This is a genomic window from Natrarchaeobius oligotrophus, from assembly GCF_003841465.1.
Classification (GTDB): domain Archaea; phylum Halobacteriota; class Halobacteria; order Halobacteriales; family Natrialbaceae; genus Natrarchaeobius; species Natrarchaeobius oligotrophus.
In genome coordinates this window covers 155175-173046 of sequence record NZ_REFZ01000001.1, presented here as the reverse complement: position 1 = coordinate 173046, position 17872 = coordinate 155175, and the positions used below count along the sequence as shown (strand labels likewise).

Sequence of the window (17872 nt, the reverse complement as noted above, 5' to 3'; positions counted from 1 at the left end):
TGGGCCGAGTCGTGAGGACGAAGATGATAGAGCAATTACCAATACTATTTTGTGACTGTAGTGTGACTCACGAACAGTGATATCTCGGAGATCGGTGAACGAGAGCGAGCCCGACGTGCTTTCGGACGATCGGTCGCAATCGGAGATTCTCGGACTCGTCCTTCTACTTGGATTTACTATAATATCAGCCACTGGGCTTTTTATCGCGGGAATGGCCGTTCTCGACGGACACCAGCAGACGACCGAAGTGGGTGCCGCGGAGAACGAACTCGCGCTCCTCGGATCGAAGGTGTCGGAAGTGTCGCTCGGGGAGTCCTCGGTACAGACCGTCTCCGTCGACAACACCGACGGAACGTACGCGATCGACGGGACGGCGGGATCGATCGAGATCGCACACCTCAACCGAACCGGCGACGGGGATCGCGAACTGATCGGTCACGACTCGTTCTCGCTCGGCACCGTCACGTACGCGAACGACGGAACGACGGTCGCCTACCAGGGCGGCGGCGTCTGGAAGCAAGACGACGACCACACCACCATGGTCTCGCCGCCCGAGTTTCACTACCGATACGGAACGCTCACGCTCCCGGTCATCAACGTCACCGGCGATCAGCGTCGATCGGGGAAATCCGACATCGTCGCCCACCAACGGAGCGGGACGGATCGCATCTACCCCAGTTCGCGGACGTATCAGAAAGACGGCGCGGAGTACAGAAACCCCATCGAAAACGGCACGATCGAGGTGACCGTCCAGAGCGACTACTACCGCGGCTGGGAAACGTACTTCGAGGAACGAACCCAGGGGAACGTGTCGGTCGATCACGGAAACGAAACCGCGACCGTCGAGTTGCTGACACTCGGCGACATCGGGGCGACGCCGCTGAGCGACGGCGGCAAGATCCGTATCCGGGCCGCCGAGGAAGAGGACCCGATGAACAACTTCACCGTGACCCTGGCCGGCGACGGCGCTTCCGGGCTGAACAATTTAGACTGGAGCCTCGAGGTCGACGGAATCGAATTCGTCAACGTCCACGGCCAGGGCCACGGCTGGGTCGACGTGACGCTCACGGATTCGGACGGTAACGAGTGGGTCGCCGACGACGCCTTCGAAGTGAACCAGAGCACCGACCCGGACACCGTCGAGGTCGACCTGACGGCGAACGTCTCCGCCGAGTACGACGGTACTCAGCGGGAACTCGGCGAGTTGTTCAACGAGACCATCGAAGCGTACGGACCGAACGTCGATCTGACGGTCGAGGACAAAACCGGCGCACAGCGCGTCGACCACGACGAGTCCGGCGCGTACATCGACTACGAGGCCGAAGGGTTCGTGACCTACCTCCAGATCACGGAAAACGAAGTCGAGGTCCGATTCAGCTGAACTCGCCGTCGAGTCTCGTCTCGGGAACGTACACTTCGGCCGTCGTGTGACCGTCCGTCTGACACGTCAGTTCGGCTCCCTCGTCGGGGAGGTCGACGATCCGGCTGTCGGGACACTCGAGAATCTCGAACGAGTCGTAGTAGGACTGCCAGGCCTCGGCGCGACGGTCGGTCGTGGTGATCGTGATCTCGAGGTCGTACTCCTGGTACGTCGTGTTCTGCTCGAATCTCGGTGACAGCCGCTCGGTCCGGACGAGAACGGTCTCCGATCCGCCGATCGTGAGTCTGCCCTCGGCGTTCGAAAACCGGATCTGGGGCAGGACGGTTCGGTTCTCGTCGATTCGGGCGTAGGGTTCTCTGACCATCCGGCTCTCGTCGGTTTCCTCCCGGAACAGCGCCCCGTTCGCGTACACTACGCTCGTTCCGTCTCGCGATTCGTAGACGATCGGTTCGGACGACCGGTCGTACAGGGTGACGTTTTCCTCCCCGCTTCCTGCTCCGTCGGGCATGATCGTCACGTTGACCGACTCCTCGGGGCCGAAGTAGAGGCTCGCGTCGGCGACTTTGATCTCCGTCGCGCGCCCGACCGCGCGGTCGAAGGCGTGCTCGTCGACGTTCTCCGCGAGGATTTCGAACGCCGCTTCCGCGTTGTCGACCTGGGTTCGCTCCCGGGAGTCGGTGACGCTCGTCGTGCCGACGAGAAAGAGCATGCTGAACGACAGGAGCACGATCCCGAAGATGACGGTGTAGCCGATCAACTCGGTGACGCCGCGTTCATCCATCGGCGATCACCAGTTCGCCGTTCTCGTCGTCGTACCGAATCTCGAGCGGGCCGCCGATCAGTCCCGTTTCGGCGACCGGGGTCGTCGTCGGAACGGTCGTTTCGGTCGTGACGTCGGCGGACGCGCTCTCGAGGATCAGCCTCGTTTCGCCGCCGACGTGGACGATTCTCACGGAGTAGTGGCCGCCGCTGATCGTCTCCGGCGGCGACGATCGAACGAGGACGGTCTCGGCCGTACCATCGGCCCGAGTCAACCGATCCGCGGTCTGGAGGTCGGCGACGATTCGCTCTCCGATCACGTCGAGTTCCGCGTTCACTGCTCCCTCGTGTTGGGTCTCGAGCAAGTCGCCGGCCGCCACGGAGAGCCCGCCCATGAGTAACACGGTGATTCCGAGCAGGAGCACGTAGTTCAACGCGGTCGAAACGGCCTTATCGTCCATAGTGCGTGTTTGGTGTGACGGTGACGGTCGACTGGTAGTCGATGCGGTCGGTTTCGTGCGTGAGCGAGAGGTCGACGGAGTACAGTTCGGATTCCGCGATCGGCGAGTCCCCGCCCGGGTCCTCGAACTCGCTCGAGGACAGCGGTGCGGTGTCGTTCGTCGTCAGATCGTAGGCACCTTCGAGTTCGTCACCGCCGACGAGCGCGACCGTCTCGTACGGCCCCTCGAGACCGCCCGCGAAGACCATCGGCTCCCCGCCACAGCGGTCGCCGTCGACGGTTCCGTCGACGAAATCGATCTCGAACGGGGGCTGACTCACGGAACACTCCGCGACGTCGGCTCCGTCCAGCTCGGCGGCCACCTCGACGTCGCCTGCGTCTTCGACGGTCAGATTCCACGTCGACGCGGCGGTCGTCACGGTCAGACGGAAGGTTCCGTCGACGTCGTCGACCCGCATCGAGGCGTTTCGCACGTCGCCGTTTTCGACGACGGTCCAGTTGCCCTCGTCGTTGGCGCTCTCGAAGGGACCCGAGTCCGATTGGTGAATCCGCGCGCCGTCCTCCGCATCCGCGAGCGAGACGCGGCTGTAACTGCCGTCCCGGACGAGGTGTTGTCTCGACTGGTCGTCCCAGTCGGCGACCGCCGCGTCGACCCGGTCGACGAGGTCTGCGTGGTCCGCGTGCGGGTCGGCGTCGCGATTGGTCGCCACCACGAACCGCTCGCCGGCGTCGGCCGCGGCGGTCTCGAAGCGAACGGTCTCGTGACCGCCGATATCGCTCCCGCGCGTCCCCAGGTTTTCGGCGTAGATGACGCCGTTCAAAAGCACCGCGAGAAACACGAGGGTAATCGCGAGCATCAACCCGGTGATCAACAGGAGCTGTCCGCGCCGTCGGCCCCGGTTTCGGGTCTCGCTCGCGTTCACATCCGCCATAGTCTCAACTCGATTTCGACCACGTTGTACAGCGGTTCGTCCGATTCGTTCGGGGCGTAGAACGTCGTCCCCTCTCCCAACCCCGTCCCGTCGGGGTCGCCGCTTTCGTCCGTGAGCGGATCGCCTTCGTAGAGGGTGAGCACCTGCGTCGCCGTCACCGCGTGATCGCTCGGTTCACCCTGCTTGACGATCGTCCGCGACCGGACCTCGCCGTCGTCGACGTAGTTCACCTCCAGGTTGTACGCGATCCCTCGATCGGTGAGCGTCCGCTCGAGTTCGCTTCCGAGCCGAAGTTCGTCGGGGAGATCGTTCGTGTAGATTCCGTCCGGATTCGAACCGTGGTACGTCGCGCTGTCGTTGTCCCAGTAGAGCACGGCCGCTTTCAGCGATCCGTCCTCGGCCGCCGCCTGGAGCAGATCGGTGCCGACGGCTCGCTGCTGGTTTTCGATGTGCTGGCTGGACGTGCTCTCGGTCATCGGCGTCACGGCGGACACCTGGAGCGCGAAAACGAGACTCAACACGAGCAACACCGCGGCCAGGATCCCTTCCAGCGCGTGAATCTGTCCTCGCTCCATGGTCACCACACCCGGACGGACAGCCAGTACGACTCGCCGTCGGCCAGCAGTATCCGCTGTGTGACCGTCACCTGGCCCGTCTCGTCGGGTACGGGGTCGCCGACGGCGTACTCGTCGAGCTGTGTGCCGGTCGTCGAGTTCGTGATCGAAACGTTGAACGACCGTCGATCGTCGATTCCGAGGATCGAACGAACCTCGTCTTCACTCGCGTCGACGAAAAACGCCTCGGCCGCGCTCTCGTTGAGCTGTGCCGAGCCGGACGAGTCGACCAGCGTCGATTCGGAGAGGTCGTCGGCGATCCGATCCGCGAGCAGCGGGTTCGCGGTTTCGCTCTCGTCGAAGGGAGTGATCAGGCCCGGAACGGAGGTGAAGACGAACATCACCGCCACGATAAATACCGAGAATCCGATCAGAAAATCGAAATGAGTTTGACCACGATCGTGATTGTCTCCAGTCATGTATCGAATCCTCGGAAGCTTGCCTATCAGGTGATTATCGAGGCCCTATAAATCTGTTTCAGTCGTATTACCGTTTATCTGATTGTTCTAGAACGTTTTCTAGCGAAGTTGGACAACAGATGGCGGTGATAGCTCCGGGGCGGCCGAAATATACGGGGTAAAAATCTCAAATGAAAATGGTGATTGTCGAGTCACCCTGGGTGATTTCCGCCGAAGGTGCGACGTCACCACGTCCCCGGCTAGCGCAACGGGCGACGCTCATGACACTCACATAATATTAAATACTAACCAAAGGTGTTTTTCAGATATACTATTCGTTCGAGTTGGGTTTGGGGGTCGAATCGACGGTCGTCCATCAGTTCACCTCCCGCCAGGTTCCCGTCGCGGTGACGCGATCCCCGTCCACGTCGATCGCCCGTTCGTCCGCGGAAACACCGAGGAGGTCCTCGAGTGCGGCCTCGTCCGGGTCGTCGAGAACCGAGGCGAACGTTCCGGACGACGTCATCTCGTCTTCGAGGGTGAGCGAGGAGACGAACCCCGCTGCGCCCGCAAGTGGGTCGAGCGCCGGATGGACGAGGTCCTCGGCGTCGAACGGCCCGCCGTACTGGCCCACGACGACGTCGCCGTGGCCGGCAGTCTCGAGGAGCCACGCGAACGGTTCGGAGTCGTCCGTGGCCCGCTCGGTATCGCCTTCGGCGACGTCGACGATCGACTCGAGTACCGCCCTCGGATCGTCACCTTCGTCGACGACGAGGAGCGCGTCGGTGCCGACGGCGATCGCCGCCTCCCGATCGTCGATCGGCGTGTAGACGTCGTACTCCCCGATCTCGTCCGTCCGTTCCATCTGCACCACGAACTCGAACTCCGGCTCGCCGGTCAGTCGCTCGTCGATTTCATCGGGGTCGATTTCGCCGGTCGCAACGAACGCCCGGCCGGTACGAAGCAGTCCGTCGACGGTCGACTCGAACGCCTCGTCGTCCAGAAGCCGACCGAGCCCGAACTCGACGAGGTCGAGCCCGACGAAGAGGTACGTCGAGAGCACGCCGTCGGAAGCGGGCGCGACCATCGGGTCGTTCTCGTACTCCGGCGGAACGTCGATCTCCTCGTCCGCCTGCGCCTGCTCGAGTTCTCCCCGTACGTCCTCTTCGACGCTCGCCCAGTCGACGAACGTAAACTCGACCACGTCCTCGGGGGAAAGCCATCGGCTGAACTCCGGCGGTTCGTCGTCGCTGGTCGTTCCCGCGTCGATCGTGAGCCGGCCCGCGGTGGCGACGGCGACGGTCGTTATCCCCGCACGCTCGAGGACGGCTCGTCGGCTCGCTGTCATCGAGAGGCGTACGCCGTCTCGTCGGATATAGATCGTCCCTTCGTTCATCGTCGCCAACACGAGCACTCGTCCGGGACGCCAGGAGCGTCTCACACGTCGCGACGCGTGAAGACGACGACGGCGGCGGCCAGCAGGACGAGAAACGCGACGAGCAAAATTCCGGCGTCGAGAAACGCGTACTCCTCGTGAACGAGAATGTCCGTCTCCTCGTAGTACCGACTCGGCGTGGCCGCACCGATCCACTCGTAGTCGTCGTCCAGCCTGGATACGCCGTCGATCAGCCAGAGGAGAACTACCAGGCTCAGCGCCACTGCGCGAGCTGTTCTCGCTCGCTCGATGACGACGGATAGAACGATCCCGATGCCAGCACAGACCAGCAGGTAAGGGACGCTGAGCAGGTGTACCATCGCGAGCGCGACCGGATCGAACGACTCGCCGATGGCGAGCGCGCCGAGGTAGACGATGACCGCCACCCCGACGTTCAACGCGACCAGCGGGACCCACAGGGCGGCGGCTTTCTGGAGCACGACCGACTCGCGGGAGACCGGGTTGGAGAGGGTGAGATCCATCCGTCGGTCCTCGACGTCGCTCGCGATCAAACCGGCGCCGACGTACGCAAAGTAAACTCCGAGAAGGAGGACCCAGAAAAACGAGTAGATCTCGGCGGCGATGAAGCCCTCGATCGTGTGTAGCTCTTCGATCCCGAACAGGTCGAACATGAACGCCGGAAACGCCTCCTCGAACGCTTCCATCTCCTCCTGTATGCCCGGAAACATCGAGAAGTACAGCGCCGACAGCAGGGCGAACACGACGACCAGCACTACCGAGCCACGCACGCGTTTTCTGGATTCGACCCGGAGAATGGCCGTCACGTCCCGCCCTCCAGTCGGTTTCGCCGCCCGTCGCGATGGCACCGGATGCGGACGCTGTCGTTATCGAGTCGGCCGATGTCGGTCCGGAACACGCGAAATCCGGCCGTCATCTCAGATGTCCCTCCGAACGAAGACGACCACGGCGATACCGAGCAGAGCGAGAAACGCCGCGAGGAGGATTGTGGCGTCGAACAGCGCGTACTCCCGGTGGACGAGGATCGCGGAGGGATCGTAGTACCGACTCGGCGTGAAACCGCCCATCCACTCAAAGTCCGGGCTCATCTGGGAGAGGCCGTCGACCAGCCAGAGGACGAACGTGACGACCAGCGCCGCGGCCTGAGCGGTCTCGTCACGATCGATACGAACCGACAGGACGATCCCGATTCCGGCACAGACGAGCAGATATGGAACGCCGAGCAGGTGCACCATCGCGAGGGAGACGGGATCGATCGATTCGCCGAGGAGCGTCACACCGACGAGCACCGTGGCCAGCAATCCGGCGTTCAGCGCGACCAGCGGAACCCACAGCGCAGCGACCTTCTGGAATACGACCGACTCCCTGGAGACGGGACTGGCGAGCGTGAGATCCAGTCGGCGCGTGCGAACGTCCCGCGAGACCATGCCACCGCTGACGTAAGCGAAGTAGATCCCCGCGATGAGCACCCAGACGAACGCGAAGATGTATCCACCGACGAACCCCTCGATCGTGTGTAGCTCGACGATTCCCAGCAGATCGAGAACGAACGTCGGATACACCTCCTCGAACAACTCCGCTTCTCGCTGAATGCTTGGGAACACGACGAAGAGAAACGCCACGAGCACGACGAGCACTCCGGTCAGTACGACCGACCCTCGAACGAGCCTCTCCGACTCGTTTCGCAGGACGGCGGTCATCCCGCCTCCGCGTCGCCGTCGTCTCCGTAGTAGTGTTTGAAGATGTCATCGAGTTTCGGATCGCCGACGTCGACGTCCTCGATTCGAAACTGAACGAGGTGTTCCAGTAGCGTGGCGGGCTCGCCGGTGTAGGTGAACCGAACGGTCCTGTCGACGGTTTCGACGTCGATCATCTCGCTCGTACCGAAGCGGTCCTCGTCGACCGGCTCGGGAAACTGCACCCGAACGCGCTTGCCGCCCCGCTCGAGCAGGTCGTCGATGTTCTCGAGGGCGACCAGTTTCCCCTCGCGGACGATACCGACGCGGTCGCAGACGTGCTGGACCTCGCTGAGGACGTGCGAGGAGAAGAAGATCGTCTTTCCGGCGTCGCGTTCCTCCGCTACAAACGCGTGCATCCGGTCCTGTTTGAGCGGATCCAGTCCCGAGGTCGGTTCGTCCATGATGACCAGTTCCGGATCGTGCATGAACGCCTGGACGATCCCGAGCATCCGGCGGTTGCCCGACGAGTACGTCTCGACCGGCCGGTCGAGTGGCGGCCGAAACAGATCCAGGAGTTCCTCGCGCCGTTCGTCCCCGCGCATTCGGGCGAAGTAGTCCAGAACCTGTCGACCGGTGAGACGCTCCTCGAAGCCGAGTTCGTCCGGGAGGTATCCGACCTCGGCTTTGGCTTCGGTCAGCGCCCGTCTGTCGCGGACGTCAGCGCCGAGTACCTCTGCACTCCCTGACGTCGGTTTGATGAGCCCGAGCAACAGGCGGATCGTCGTCGTCTTTCCGGCTCCGTTCGGACCGAGATAGCCGAAGATTTCGCCGGGACGCACCTCGAACGATACGTCGTCGTTCGCAATGATTTCCCCGTACCGTTTGGTGAGGCCGTCCAACCTGATCGTCGCTGTCTGCTTCTCCGATCCGGTTTCGGCCGCCTGGGTACGTGCACACATCGTCGTCACCTGTCGAGCGGAACTCCAGACGACGGTCCTACACCGCTGAGTTACATAAAACCTCTCGCGGTATTTCACGCGGTGACGGACAACGGGGCGTCGGCTTCATCTCACAGAAATGCGCGGAAAACCCGCCTCGTGCGTTCGTCGTCATCCGCTCGGAGACGCCGTGTGTGCGATACCAGCGGCTATCCATCCACCGAACGCGAGCGTCAACAGCGTGACCGAGCGTTGGCCCGTGGCGGAGCATACGCCCCGAGCTCGTAAACTGTTCGAACCATGATGTAACGCCGTGGCGCTCGCAGTTCGTGTCTGATTTTGGAAGTGTGTGGGAATTACCGGCCCGATTCGACGCTCGAGCAATCGAATAGATCGGACGGAAGTGGCAAATTCGACGGCGACACACGGCGAGTAAACGAGACAGATCGGGCGGGACGGTTATCTGACAAATCCATTTCAAATACGACACGAAAGAGGGGTTTGGCCAGAATCGTTTACAGTTAGCAACACCCAGAACACACAGATGAGTTCGACGAAAAACCTCCGTTCGACGATCGAGCAAATTCAACGGGAGGTCGAACGCGACCCCTCGTCCGGGCTCAAACACCGCGACCGATTACGCAAGTGGGTAGTCCACGACGATTCTCGCGTTCGCTACGGCGCGTTGGACGTTATGATCAAGATGTCGGCGTCCTATCCGCTTCAACTTCGGGAACAAACGCCGGGAATCGTCTCGCGGCTGGACGACGAATCGGAGGCCGTTCGCGGTGGTGCACTCGCAGTCGTGTACAATCTCGCTCGCTGGTATCCACAGGAGTTCGGACACACGACCGAACTGCTCCACGAACTGCTTCGGGAGAGCGACCTCGAAAAAGAGCGGGGAATGGCGGCCGGAGCCGTCTCGAGGATTGCGGTGTTACGGCCCGATCTGGTGACCCCGAGAGAGGCGATCAGGGAAAGTCTCGTCGACTTCCTGGAGAGACCCGACGCGGAAGCGGTGCTGGACTCGTGTGACGTCGACAGCGCGTTGGTCGAAACGGCTATCGACGTACTCGACGGTGGCGACATGGCGAGTCGGCCACTGGAAGCCGATCTGGCTCCGACCCCTCGAACCACCGGACTCAGCAAACCCGCTCAGATCGGGTTGAGATCGATCGTCTGGGGCGCGGCGATTCCGCTGTTGTTCTATATCGCGATTCTCAACGCGTTGCGCTTTGCGTATCGGTTTCAGCATTTGAGCCCGATGGGGCGCGGAAAGGTGATGCTCCACGAGCTTCGGAAGCTCAAATTTTTCGGAAACCGAGCGCGGCGAGCGCTGTATCTGCGCGCGTCGATGTGGCCGACGGCGACGCAAATCTTTCCGTTTCTGCCCGGTCGAGCGCCCGTGTCGGAGGATATTCGACAGCAGACCCCACCGCTTCCCGACGACTGGGGGATTCGGGCGAGCGTAGTGCGCCAACGTGACGGGTACTACTGTCGGAACTGCGGCGTCGGTGGCGGTCCAAACGGTGACGCCGAGTTACACGTCGACCATCAGACGCCACGGAGCGTTGGCGGGAGCGACGATCCCGAGAATCTGCGCACGCTGTGTCGCGAGTGCCACGAAGCGCGCCACGCCAGGGTGTTCGACGCATGAACTATTACGAGATTCTCGGAGTCACCGAAGACGCCTCACAGGACGAGATCGAAACGGCGTATCGAACGAAAGTCAAGCAAACGCATCCTGACCAATCGGATCATCCGAACGCTGCACAGCTGTTTATGCGGGTCAAGGAGGCCTACGACGTCCTCAGCGACCCGAAACAGCGAGCACGGTACGACGAAGCGGGAGTGGATGGTGGACAATCCGACGCCACTAGACCGTCGACGACCCGCTCTCGAACGCAGACGACACAGTCACCCACGGACGCTGATGCGGACGGAGTTGGCTGGCGTGCACACACCCGAGGGACCGAACGTGCGGGATCGATGTGGGACGGCGTCTATCGACGGAGCGAGAAACCACCTCGAGTTTCCGAGATCGATCGCTCTCGACTGACGGTGGTCGGCGGACACGGGCTGATCGCGATCGTCGGCGGACTCCTGGGTCTGGAACTCGCGTTCACCGTGTTGAGCTGGGCGCCAGGGGTTCAGGTCGGGATACTTTCCACCACCGGAATCGGCTCGCTCGGCCTCGTGGTTCTCGGGGTGGTCCTCGTTGCGGTCGTTATCGGGGTAGAACAGCTGCTGGAAACCCACAGGCGGATTCTCCCGACTGATTGATTGGTGGATCGACGTCCGCCCGAAAGCACGGGGGAAGCTCGAACTGAGGGTTCGCGGCCGCCTCTGTAGCCAGGTCGCCAACGACGCCGTCGCGGCCTCGAATGGATTTCGAAATCGGCCAGGACTTCCCCACACAGACGACAGCGCGTTCGCACTTTCGCTCTCGTACCGTTCCCCAGGCGCTCGAGTTCGTCATCGCGGTTGATCAACTACCGACGCCTGGGCGCGTTGGACTTCGTCGAGAACGATGTCGAATACGAAGACGAGATACGCTCGTCCACTTTTTGGCGACGAAACGGGTCTCGTCTCCGCACCATTGGGGGTACGTAACGGTTCACCGTTGTTTCAAAATCACCCACGTGGCGGCCCGAACACCAGTATATGAGTCGCAATCGAATACTCACACGGGAACACAGGAGCAGGACCGAGAGGACGCTCGTCGAGCGAGTCTCGACACCGTTGACCGTCGGCGACGTCGAACTGCTCCGTAACGAACGCTGTGTCGGCGACTCTGGCGAGGAAATCGAACGAAAGACCCGCGATATTCTGGGACGCATCGAGGATTCCCTCGGGGAGTACCCCTGGTTCGACCAGTTCGTCCGGGGCGAGACGAACGGATCACCGCACGTAGAAGTGGGCACCGGACCGGGAGAGGAATCAGCGTACCTGTGGCTCACGATGGCACACGAGAAATACGAGGCCGTCGGTAGCCAGATGAAGCCCTCGTTGGCGACGTCGACGGGATGCAAGCGACGCTGGATGATTGGTCCGGCGGCGAAGACGGCGGTGGACGAGAGTGACGATCGACGAGAGAAACGAACGGACGGGTCGCGAGACCGCGGTGTGAGTGGACGCCGCGACGAACTCGACGCGTTCGACTCGGACGAGCCACCGGTCGTTCAGCTCAGTGATACCCGAGGAAATCGGATATGTTCCCTGAGCGCGCTCCTCGCCGTCGGGGAGGTCGAGGAGTTCGAACCGATCGTCGAACTGGTACGACTTTCACACTGGACAGCGGATGACCGTTTACGTCACGATGCGCTACTCAGTGACCATCGTCGTTGTGCGACTGACCGCCGTAATTCGCAGAATCTATGTTCGGTTTGTTGATGGTACTCTCGGAGGAATTCGGATCGATCTCCGACTCGTGAAAGCTCAACTCACGCTGTGGGAACGGGATGCCGATCCCTGCATCGCTAAATTCATCGTACACCCTTCGATTGACCCGATCGATAGCGCTTTTTTCCTTCAGTGGATGAACAACGAACGCCCGAAGTTCGAACACCAGCGCCGAGTCGCCAAATTCACTGAAAAGCACTTGCGGTGGCGGTGAATCGTGGATCAGTGAAACGTCGTCACAAACATCGAGGAGGATCTGTTCGACTTTCCGGTAGTCAGTTCCGTACTCGGCAGTGATCGGAATCCGCATCCGCGTCCGGCGTTGCGGGGTCGACTGATTTATCACCTGTGACGAGTTCAATACCGAGTTCGGAACGGTGACCGTCACGTTATCACGTGTGAGCACCGTCGTACTTCGAATACCGATATCGACGACCGCTCCACGAAGTCCGTCGTCATCAAGAAGAATCACATCGCCCACCTCGTAGGTGTCATCGAAGTAGAGCGAAACACCGCCGATCAGGTTCGAAATGGTTTCCTGTGCTGCGAGGCCGATTACAATGCCGAGAATGCCCGCGGACGCGAGAAACGGCGTGATCTCGAGATCCCAGATCGAGACCAAGAGTAATCCGCTCCCGATGACCGTTACGATCTTCCAGGCGTTTTTGAAAACCGGCGCAAACTTGTAGTTGTTCTCACTCGAATGCGCATACTCGATCCACCGATTGCCGAGACGAAGTGCCGCCCAGGCCCAGAGAACGACGAATGCCGTGAGAAGCGCTCCGACGAAGTAGAAACTGGATTCGACGAAATCGAGGACGACCAGACTCAGATACACACCCAGCAGTCCGATCGAGAGATAGAGGGGCGTGTGGATCACCTCGAAAAACATTCGGTTGAACGAAGTTGTCGATGAGGAGTCCGATCGATGCAGAAGTTCTTTACCACCCCATTCAACGAGAGAGGCGACGATGTACGATGCGACGAGAACAACCCCGACGATAACCCACGGGTTTTCGATGCCGATCGTATCGAATGGTGCGGGAACGTGCGTATTTGCAAGATAATGGAAATCGGCCATATCGAGTACCGTAGTCTGATCTGTATTTACCCAACGAGTATAATCGTATCGTGATCCAGCGACCATCTATCCGAGAAGCCGTTCGCTGTGTCCAGCTTTTCAGTATGTAGACAGGATTGCCACATTCGATCTTGTGAAGGACATTGTTGGTGAGTCGGAGAACAGTTCGATCGATTTCTTTCCGGGCTTCTCGTCCGGGTTTGCGTCGGATTCTCCGACGAAGTTCGAAGAGTCTGAGATATGCTGCGTGTCTCGTCGAGTAGGGGGTGCGGCGTCGGAATCGTAGTGGCGGAGAGGCGCGCTCGACGTTGTAAATAACAAACATCAGGACGCCTTCTCGGAACTCACGGTACCACGGCTGCCCTCGCAGCGTCGCACCGTGCGAGCGCTTCACCACCGAAACTCACCGTGGCTCTCCGATCCACCCTTGCTTCAACGCTTCTCGATACGCAGCAGCACCCATCGCAGATTTTGAAAAACAAAACCGAAAGACTGCGAAGTCGTAGGGTACGAAATATGGCCTCGAGAACGCAGTGTTGTTGCTTTCGAGAATAATCATGCGTACTGAGACGGCCACCCCACCTACGGAAGACCGTTACCACAGTTCGGACAGAAGTTCTCATCGCCGTCCAACAGGTGTAGACACTCGATACAGATACGGGTACTTGGCGACGTAGCGATATCTTCGAGAAAGTCCATTGCTGTCTGTGATTCGGCACCCGGGCCATATCCGTCCGCATATCCCGGAAGTGTCGAAGCCCACTGAACGGTTCCCTCCTCATCGACGACGGCGACGTTCCCGGCGATGTCGAGCGTTCCGTAGTGTTTGAAGGCTTCCGACGGCGTCTGTTCGATGACCGCATTCAGGGCACGATTACGCTTGAAATCGCGCTCGTAGACCTCTTCAGGTGGTAGACGCCGCACTTCATCGGGGAAGTCAGTGATCGGATCGTGCTGTTCGTCGATCCGATCAATCTCGACGGTGATGCCGTGTTCGTCATGAAGCTGCGTTAACAGACGTATCGCGTGGTTGTGCATCTCTCGTATCTCCGCGTCTGCGTAGTAGCGTACCTTCATAGCTCTGAATCGGCGTCTTCTGCACGCGCAACACGGCCGGCAAGACTCTCTGCGAACCAGTCGTTGGCAATCTCGGTGGCATGGTCGATCATTTCTTGATGAGCCATGTCGGTGTTATCGAACGACTCGTAGACCCGCCATCGTCCCTCGGACGAGTCGAACACGAGCACGTGAGTCGCCTCTTCCATATTCAGGAGGAATGCTTCGATCGAGCCCGGTGTCGAGCCGGGAAAACCCATTGCACCGTGAATTTTCGGGTGGTCGCTTTCGCCGATCTGCTTTACGACGTCATCCGTGATCGGCTGATCTGGAAGCGACGAGAGAAACGAAGGCGTCGTTTCGGAATCCGAATCATCGACCATACCGAGAGTTCGTGGAGGTTCCTCTTGAATCCACGTCAGTCGACACAGTTACAGTTTGGAGAAATGTTTCACACCGAAGACGAACACAAGAGCTGGGATATCGATGGAGTCGATCTGTTCCCCACGGTTTAGTAGCCTTCCTTCCAAGCGTTACCGTATGGCACCGTTCAGCGTCTCGTGGCACACGCTTCTCGAGGAACTCGACGCTCTCCCGGAAGGGGCCACGTTGATTACGCCGCTGTCCCACGACCGATTTCGCGTTACTGACGTTCAGGAACAGCGGGTCGTCATCGAGTTCCTCGACCGTGAAATCGACGAGACACGACCGCTTCAACGCGATCAGTTCGAAACGCTCTATCGTCGGATCACCGAAGAGGCGGGAGACTTCGAACTCGATAGACTTCCGGCAGACGCCGATCCGTTCCCGGCAGTGTTGAGCCTCCATCCGCGATTCGAGATCGACGAAGACCGAGGTGTGATCGAGGAGAAAGAGGAAGCGACGACCAGCCAGCTTCTCGACACCGCAGAGACATCCGAGTCCGACGAGCACGAACGAACCGAACCCGACCTCGAGGTGTATGCGGACGCACTATTGCTGGTTGACGCACTCGAACGACACGAAGTCGACGTGTTGGAGGAGATAGAGACGGATGCCCTGGTGAACCTCTACACCTTACTGTCCGATGTCCAGCGGAATGCAAACGACCTCCGTCAAGACGTTGCCGACGTGCTGCTGAATCGACTCCATCACGACCGACCGGTGAGCGGGCCGTTCGGATCCGTCCAGCGGACCACGAGGCGCAATCGGACGCTGAAAGGCGATAAAGAAGTCCTGGAAACGCTCGAAGAAGCCGGGATCGACCGCGAGCGCGTACTGGGTGTTGATCGCGAGAAGGTCGACGACGCACTCGAGGTAACCGAACTCTCCGAGAGCGATGTGTACGAGACCGAAGAGCGCGAGTACGTCCGCAAGGCCGAGGTCGACGAAGAACGAAAGGAGAGTCGCCTTCAGGGCCTGAAAGATCAACTCGCGGCCACGGGCGGAGAAGAGGCCGAGGAACTCCGACAGGAGATCGAGGATCTGGAGGCTCGTATCGATGAGTTGACCGAGTTCAAGTCCGGGCAAGCGTACCACACCCGAGCGGGAGGCGAGCCATGACACGCCCAGACCGGGACGAAGAACGCGAAGAGCGTATCCAGACGAGGATTACCGTCGATACATATAGTGCTGAGGAGGCGGCGATGGGCTGGTATGCGTACATAGACGATTTCCTCGAGTTTCCCTTCGAAGCTCGCTGTGTCGAAGAACGAGAGGAATCCCCGCTAACGGAAGGCGAAACGGTGCACGTGGTGGGAATGTCATCACCAGAACCAACTCTCAGTCAGCTGTTCGTGACGGTCGAGTGGATGGATCGAGAACTCGGCGTCCCACTGGAGCAATTGGAACCTGTTGATCCCAGTCCGGACACCGAGCAGGCCATCGAAGACTGGCACTACTGGCTCGAACGATAAGCGTGGGGACAGAAGCCCCCATCTCAGCCATCCGAACTCACCTCGCCATCGACCGGAGAGCGAAACTCGCCAAGCAGGTCGTCCAGCATGGGTCGCAGCTTGTACTTCCGGTAGTGTTTCTCACGCATCGTCTCGACGTACTCGTGCCACTCGTCGAGTTCGTCGGCTTCTTGGGCTGCTTCGCCCGCGTATCTGAGCCAGCGGACAGCCGTCTCGTAGCTGTCGTGTTTCCCCTGCTCGACGATCGGCTCGGCGTTCGATTTGCACGTACGGATCACCCACTGGGGACGATGTGCCGTGACCTTCTCGACGACAGTCTCGACCACGCGGAATCTGCCGGAGCGGTCAGCAACTTCGATGGCTTCGTCGTACAGGTCTTCCTCGAGGAATACTTCGGCTGCCTGTTGCGACGTCGGATGCTGCTCGCGGAGTGACGCCAGGAGTTCACTTCGAACGGACTCCCACTCGTCGCCTGCGAGTTCTTCCACAGACCCATACGTACTCGGCGATGGGCTCTCTTCGAAGGCAACGATCCCAGCCCGGAGCGCAAGATCCTCCTCGCCCAGACTCGCAGCCCGATCCCGGAGCCACTCTGTAAGCCTGTCTTTCCGTACGCCATCGACAGCCAGTCCGTGTTCGGCAACGTCCAGTGCAGCCATCGAGTTGCCAGTGGCACGCAGTATCTTTGCAATTTCCAGCAGCGACTGCGGAGTCGAGAGGTTCTCGATTGCGCAGTCGACAGCCGCCTGTATCTCGCCCTTTCGCGCCAGCATCTCGGTATATAGTTGGGTCTTGCCCGCTGCCTTGGCCAGATTGAGATACTTGTCAGTGCGTTCCTGCCGTTCGAGAGCGGCGAGACGTACCGTGGTGAGACCATCGACGTACTCCGGTTCGTCGATGTCGAGCTCCCCCGCAGCGAGAGAGCCATCGAGGGCCTGCTGGAGTCGGTCGTCGTCCCACCCATCCCGTGCTGCGTCAGCGCCGACAGCAAGCGTCGGTCTACCGGTAAAGTGTCGTATCTGCTCGTCCCACTCGGTGAGACGCTGTTCCAACTGTTCGCGTTCGCTCTCACTCAACTCGACCAGTAGTATCGCTTCTGCGAACGTCTTGCCAAGCGCTGCCAACGTTTCGTAGAGTTTGGTGACGTCGCGCGGGAGCAGTCCGGGCCAGCGGTTGGTCGCGAGCACTTCCGTGACTGCCTCGAGAATCTCCACTGCCGTCTCTCCGTCGCCAGCGTCCAGTGCCTGCCGTGCCTGCTCGATCAGTTCGTCGAGTTCCGACGCCATTCGCTCCGCCTCCGCATAGGCGTCACTGTGTCCTCGCTGACCAGGCTTTGGCAACGCGTGGTTCGCCCGTTTGCGGACAGACTCGATATCCACCGAGACGGTGGTGTCGGAAGCGGTCGCATCTACAGACGTGAGACGGAGGTCGATCCACTCGGCAATCCCCGGGCGGTTTTCGGCGAGCTCGATGAGCAACTCCTCGAGGCTTTCACGACTCGTTCCCTCGATCAATTCCGAGACAGGTGGCCTGTCGTCGACACGCTCGGGATCGCGAAGACACGTCAGCAGGACTGCCACACGGTGTTTGCAGATGCCACCGTGGTCGTACGGACAGGTACACTCCGTGCCCGCAACGCCAGCATCGTCGAACTCGATCGTGACCGTGTAAGGTTGGTACTGGCTCCCCTCGACGTCGGCACGGACCGTCTTCCCGCGGCGAACCATCTCACCGACTGCGCCGCGCTCGTAGTAGGACTGGCCGCGATCGTAGGAGCTAGACCTGGCGAGGTCGCTGATCGTTGCTTCTGTGACGGGTGGCCATCGCTCGTCACTCCTGCTCATGATGCGTGGATCGTATCCG

At 60.6% G+C, this 17872-nt stretch carries 18 protein-coding genes; 5 read left to right on the top strand and 13 right to left on the bottom strand.

What is annotated here, in order from left to right; genetic code table 11:
• Nucleotides 1-76 precede the first annotated feature (76 nt).
• Nucleotides 77-1381, top strand: a complete 1305-nt coding sequence (locus EA472_RS00915) for a DUF7289 family protein (RefSeq protein ID WP_124189641.1) — start codon at nucleotides 77-79, stop codon at nucleotides 1379-1381.
• Here the strand turns inward: EA472_RS00915 and EA472_RS00910 are convergent.
• The 9 genes from EA472_RS00910 to EA472_RS00870 form a co-directional block, all read right to left on the bottom strand.
• Nucleotides 1374-2162 (bottom strand): DUF7289 family protein, encoded by a 789-nt coding sequence (locus EA472_RS00910; RefSeq protein ID WP_124189640.1) that lies wholly within the window; start codon nucleotides 2160-2162, stop codon nucleotides 1374-1376. The genes EA472_RS00915 and EA472_RS00910 overlap by 8 nt on opposite strands.
• Nucleotides 2155-2601: a DUF7266 family protein gene (locus EA472_RS00905; protein ID WP_124189639.1), complete on the bottom strand. Its 447-nt coding sequence runs from the start codon at nucleotides 2599-2601 to the stop codon at nucleotides 2155-2157. Before EA472_RS00905 ends, EA472_RS00910 begins: the two co-directional genes overlap by 8 nt.
• Nucleotides 2591-3532: a DUF7261 family protein gene (locus EA472_RS00900; RefSeq protein WP_124189638.1), complete on the bottom strand. Its 942-nt coding sequence runs from the start codon at nucleotides 3530-3532 to the stop codon at nucleotides 2591-2593. The genes EA472_RS00905 and EA472_RS00900 overlap by 11 nt, the downstream gene beginning before the upstream one ends.
• Nucleotides 3520-4107: a DUF7288 family protein gene (locus EA472_RS00895; RefSeq protein WP_124189637.1), complete on the bottom strand. Its 588-nt coding sequence runs from the start codon at nucleotides 4105-4107 to the stop codon at nucleotides 3520-3522. Before EA472_RS00895 ends, EA472_RS00900 begins: the two co-directional genes overlap by 13 nt.
• A gap of 2 nt (nucleotides 4108-4109) precedes the next feature.
• On the bottom strand, nucleotides 4110-4565 hold the full coding sequence (locus EA472_RS00890; protein WP_449289226.1) for a DUF7287 family protein: 456 nt from the start codon (nucleotides 4563-4565) through the stop codon (nucleotides 4110-4112).
• Nucleotides 4566-4920: 355 nt separating this feature from the next.
• Nucleotides 4921-5892, bottom strand: a complete 972-nt coding sequence (locus tag EA472_RS00885) for a hypothetical protein (RefSeq protein WP_124189635.1) — start codon at nucleotides 5890-5892, stop codon at nucleotides 4921-4923.
• An 89-nt stretch (nucleotides 5893-5981) separates the two neighbouring features.
• Complete coding sequence (locus EA472_RS00880; protein ID WP_124189634.1) at nucleotides 5982-6764, bottom strand: ABC transporter permease; 783 nt, start codon at nucleotides 6762-6764, stop codon at nucleotides 5982-5984.
• A gap of 111 nt (nucleotides 6765-6875) precedes the next feature.
• Complete coding sequence (locus EA472_RS00875; protein ID WP_124189633.1) at nucleotides 6876-7658, bottom strand: ABC transporter permease; 783 nt, start codon at nucleotides 7656-7658, stop codon at nucleotides 6876-6878.
• Nucleotides 7655-8596 carry an ABC transporter ATP-binding protein gene (locus EA472_RS00870; protein ID WP_124189632.1) on the bottom strand — a complete coding sequence of 314 codons (942 nt, stop codon included), beginning with the start codon at nucleotides 8594-8596 and terminating at the stop codon, nucleotides 7655-7657. The genes EA472_RS00875 and EA472_RS00870 overlap by 4 nt, the downstream gene beginning before the upstream one ends.
• A 523-nt stretch (nucleotides 8597-9119) precedes the next feature.
• Here EA472_RS00870 and EA472_RS00865 point away from each other — a divergent pair.
• Nucleotides 9120-10232 (top strand): HNH endonuclease, encoded by a 1113-nt coding sequence (locus EA472_RS00865; RefSeq protein WP_124189631.1) that lies wholly within the window; start codon nucleotides 9120-9122, stop codon nucleotides 10230-10232.
• Nucleotides 10229-10858 carry a DnaJ domain-containing protein gene (locus tag EA472_RS00860; RefSeq protein WP_124189630.1) on the top strand — a complete coding sequence of 210 codons (630 nt, stop codon included), beginning with the start codon at nucleotides 10229-10231 and terminating at the stop codon, nucleotides 10856-10858. Before EA472_RS00865 ends, EA472_RS00860 begins: the two co-directional genes overlap by 4 nt.
• A gap of 1045 nt (nucleotides 10859-11903) precedes the next feature.
• On the opposite strand, the gene EA472_RS00855 is transcribed toward EA472_RS00860, so the two are convergent.
• From EA472_RS00855 to EA472_RS00845, 3 genes are all read right to left on the bottom strand, one after another.
• Entirely contained in the window at nucleotides 11904-13058 is a 1155-nt protein-coding gene (locus EA472_RS00855) for a mechanosensitive ion channel family protein (protein WP_243637739.1), read from the bottom strand.
• Nucleotides 13059-13640: 582 nt separating this feature from the next.
• On the bottom strand, nucleotides 13641-14135 hold the full coding sequence (locus tag EA472_RS00850) for a zinc ribbon domain-containing protein (RefSeq protein WP_124189628.1): 495 nt from the start codon (nucleotides 14133-14135) through the stop codon (nucleotides 13641-13643).
• Nucleotides 14132-14497 (bottom strand): hypothetical protein, encoded by a 366-nt coding sequence (locus EA472_RS00845; protein WP_124189627.1) that lies wholly within the window; start codon nucleotides 14495-14497, stop codon nucleotides 14132-14134. The genes EA472_RS00850 and EA472_RS00845 overlap by 4 nt, the downstream gene beginning before the upstream one ends.
• A gap of 157 nt (nucleotides 14498-14654) precedes the next feature.
• On the opposite strand from EA472_RS00845, the gene EA472_RS00840 reads away from it, so the two are divergent.
• Together EA472_RS00840 and EA472_RS00835 are read left to right on the top strand one after the other, a co-directional pair.
• Nucleotides 14655-15656, top strand: coding sequence for a hypothetical protein (locus EA472_RS00840; protein WP_124189626.1), 1002 nt, complete (start codon nucleotides 14655-14657; stop codon nucleotides 15654-15656).
• A complete protein-coding gene (locus tag EA472_RS00835; RefSeq protein WP_124189625.1) occupies nucleotides 15653-16009 on the top strand; it encodes a calcium-binding protein in 357 nt (118 codons plus the stop codon). Before EA472_RS00840 ends, EA472_RS00835 begins: the two co-directional genes overlap by 4 nt.
• A 23-nt stretch (nucleotides 16010-16032) precedes the next feature.
• Here EA472_RS00835 and EA472_RS00830 read toward each other — a convergent pair whose 3' ends face one another.
• On the bottom strand, nucleotides 16033-17853 hold the full coding sequence (locus EA472_RS00830) for an SWIM zinc finger family protein (protein ID WP_165874782.1): 1821 nt from the start codon (nucleotides 17851-17853) through the stop codon (nucleotides 16033-16035).
• Nucleotides 17854-17872: the final 19 nt, after the last annotated feature.

Excerpts from the sequence above, each read along its gene's own strand:
- EA472_RS00910 (WP_124189640.1), bottom strand. The coding sequence starts at position 2,162 with ATGGATGAACGCGGCGTCACCGAGTTGATCGGCTACACCGTCATCTTC.
- EA472_RS00905 (WP_124189639.1), bottom strand. The coding sequence starts at position 2,601 with ATGGACGATAAGGCCGTTTCGACCGCGTTGAACTACGTGCTCCTGCTC.
- EA472_RS00900 (WP_124189638.1), bottom strand. The coding sequence starts at position 3,532 with ATGGCGGATGTGAACGCGAGCGAGACCCGAAACCGGGGCCGACGGCGC.
- EA472_RS00895 (WP_124189637.1), bottom strand. The coding sequence starts at position 4,107 with ATGGAGCGAGGACAGATTCACGCGCTGGAAGGGATCCTGGCCGCGGTG.
- EA472_RS00890 (WP_449289226.1), bottom strand. The coding sequence starts at position 4,565 with ATGACTGGAGACAATCACGATCGTGGTCAAACTCATTTCGATTTTCTG.
- EA472_RS00885 (WP_124189635.1), bottom strand. The coding sequence starts at position 5,892 with ATGACAGCGAGCCGACGAGCCGTCCTCGAGCGTGCGGGGATAACGACC.
- EA472_RS00875 (WP_124189633.1), bottom strand. The coding sequence starts at position 7,658 with ATGACCGCCGTCCTGCGAAACGAGTCGGAGAGGCTCGTTCGAGGGTCG.
- EA472_RS00870 (WP_124189632.1), bottom strand. The coding sequence starts at position 8,596 with ATGTGTGCACGTACCCAGGCGGCCGAAACCGGATCGGAGAAGCAGACA.
- EA472_RS00865 (WP_124189631.1), top strand. The coding sequence starts at position 9,120 with ATGAGTTCGACGAAAAACCTCCGTTCGACGATCGAGCAAATTCAACGG.
- EA472_RS00860 (WP_124189630.1), top strand. The coding sequence starts at position 10,229 with ATGAACTATTACGAGATTCTCGGAGTCACCGAAGACGCCTCACAGGAC.
- EA472_RS00855 (WP_243637739.1), bottom strand. The coding sequence starts at position 13,058 with ATGGCCGATTTCCATTATCTTGCAAATACGCACGTTCCCGCACCATTC.
- EA472_RS00850 (WP_124189628.1), bottom strand. The coding sequence starts at position 14,135 with ATGAAGGTACGCTACTACGCAGACGCGGAGATACGAGAGATGCACAAC.
- EA472_RS00845 (WP_124189627.1), bottom strand. The coding sequence starts at position 14,497 with ATGGTCGATGATTCGGATTCCGAAACGACGCCTTCGTTTCTCTCGTCG.
- EA472_RS00840 (WP_124189626.1), top strand. The coding sequence starts at position 14,655 with ATGGCACCGTTCAGCGTCTCGTGGCACACGCTTCTCGAGGAACTCGAC.
- EA472_RS00835 (WP_124189625.1), top strand. The coding sequence starts at position 15,653 with ATGACACGCCCAGACCGGGACGAAGAACGCGAAGAGCGTATCCAGACG.
- EA472_RS00830 (WP_165874782.1), bottom strand. The coding sequence starts at position 17,853 with ATGAGCAGGAGTGACGAGCGATGGCCACCCGTCACAGAAGCAACGATC.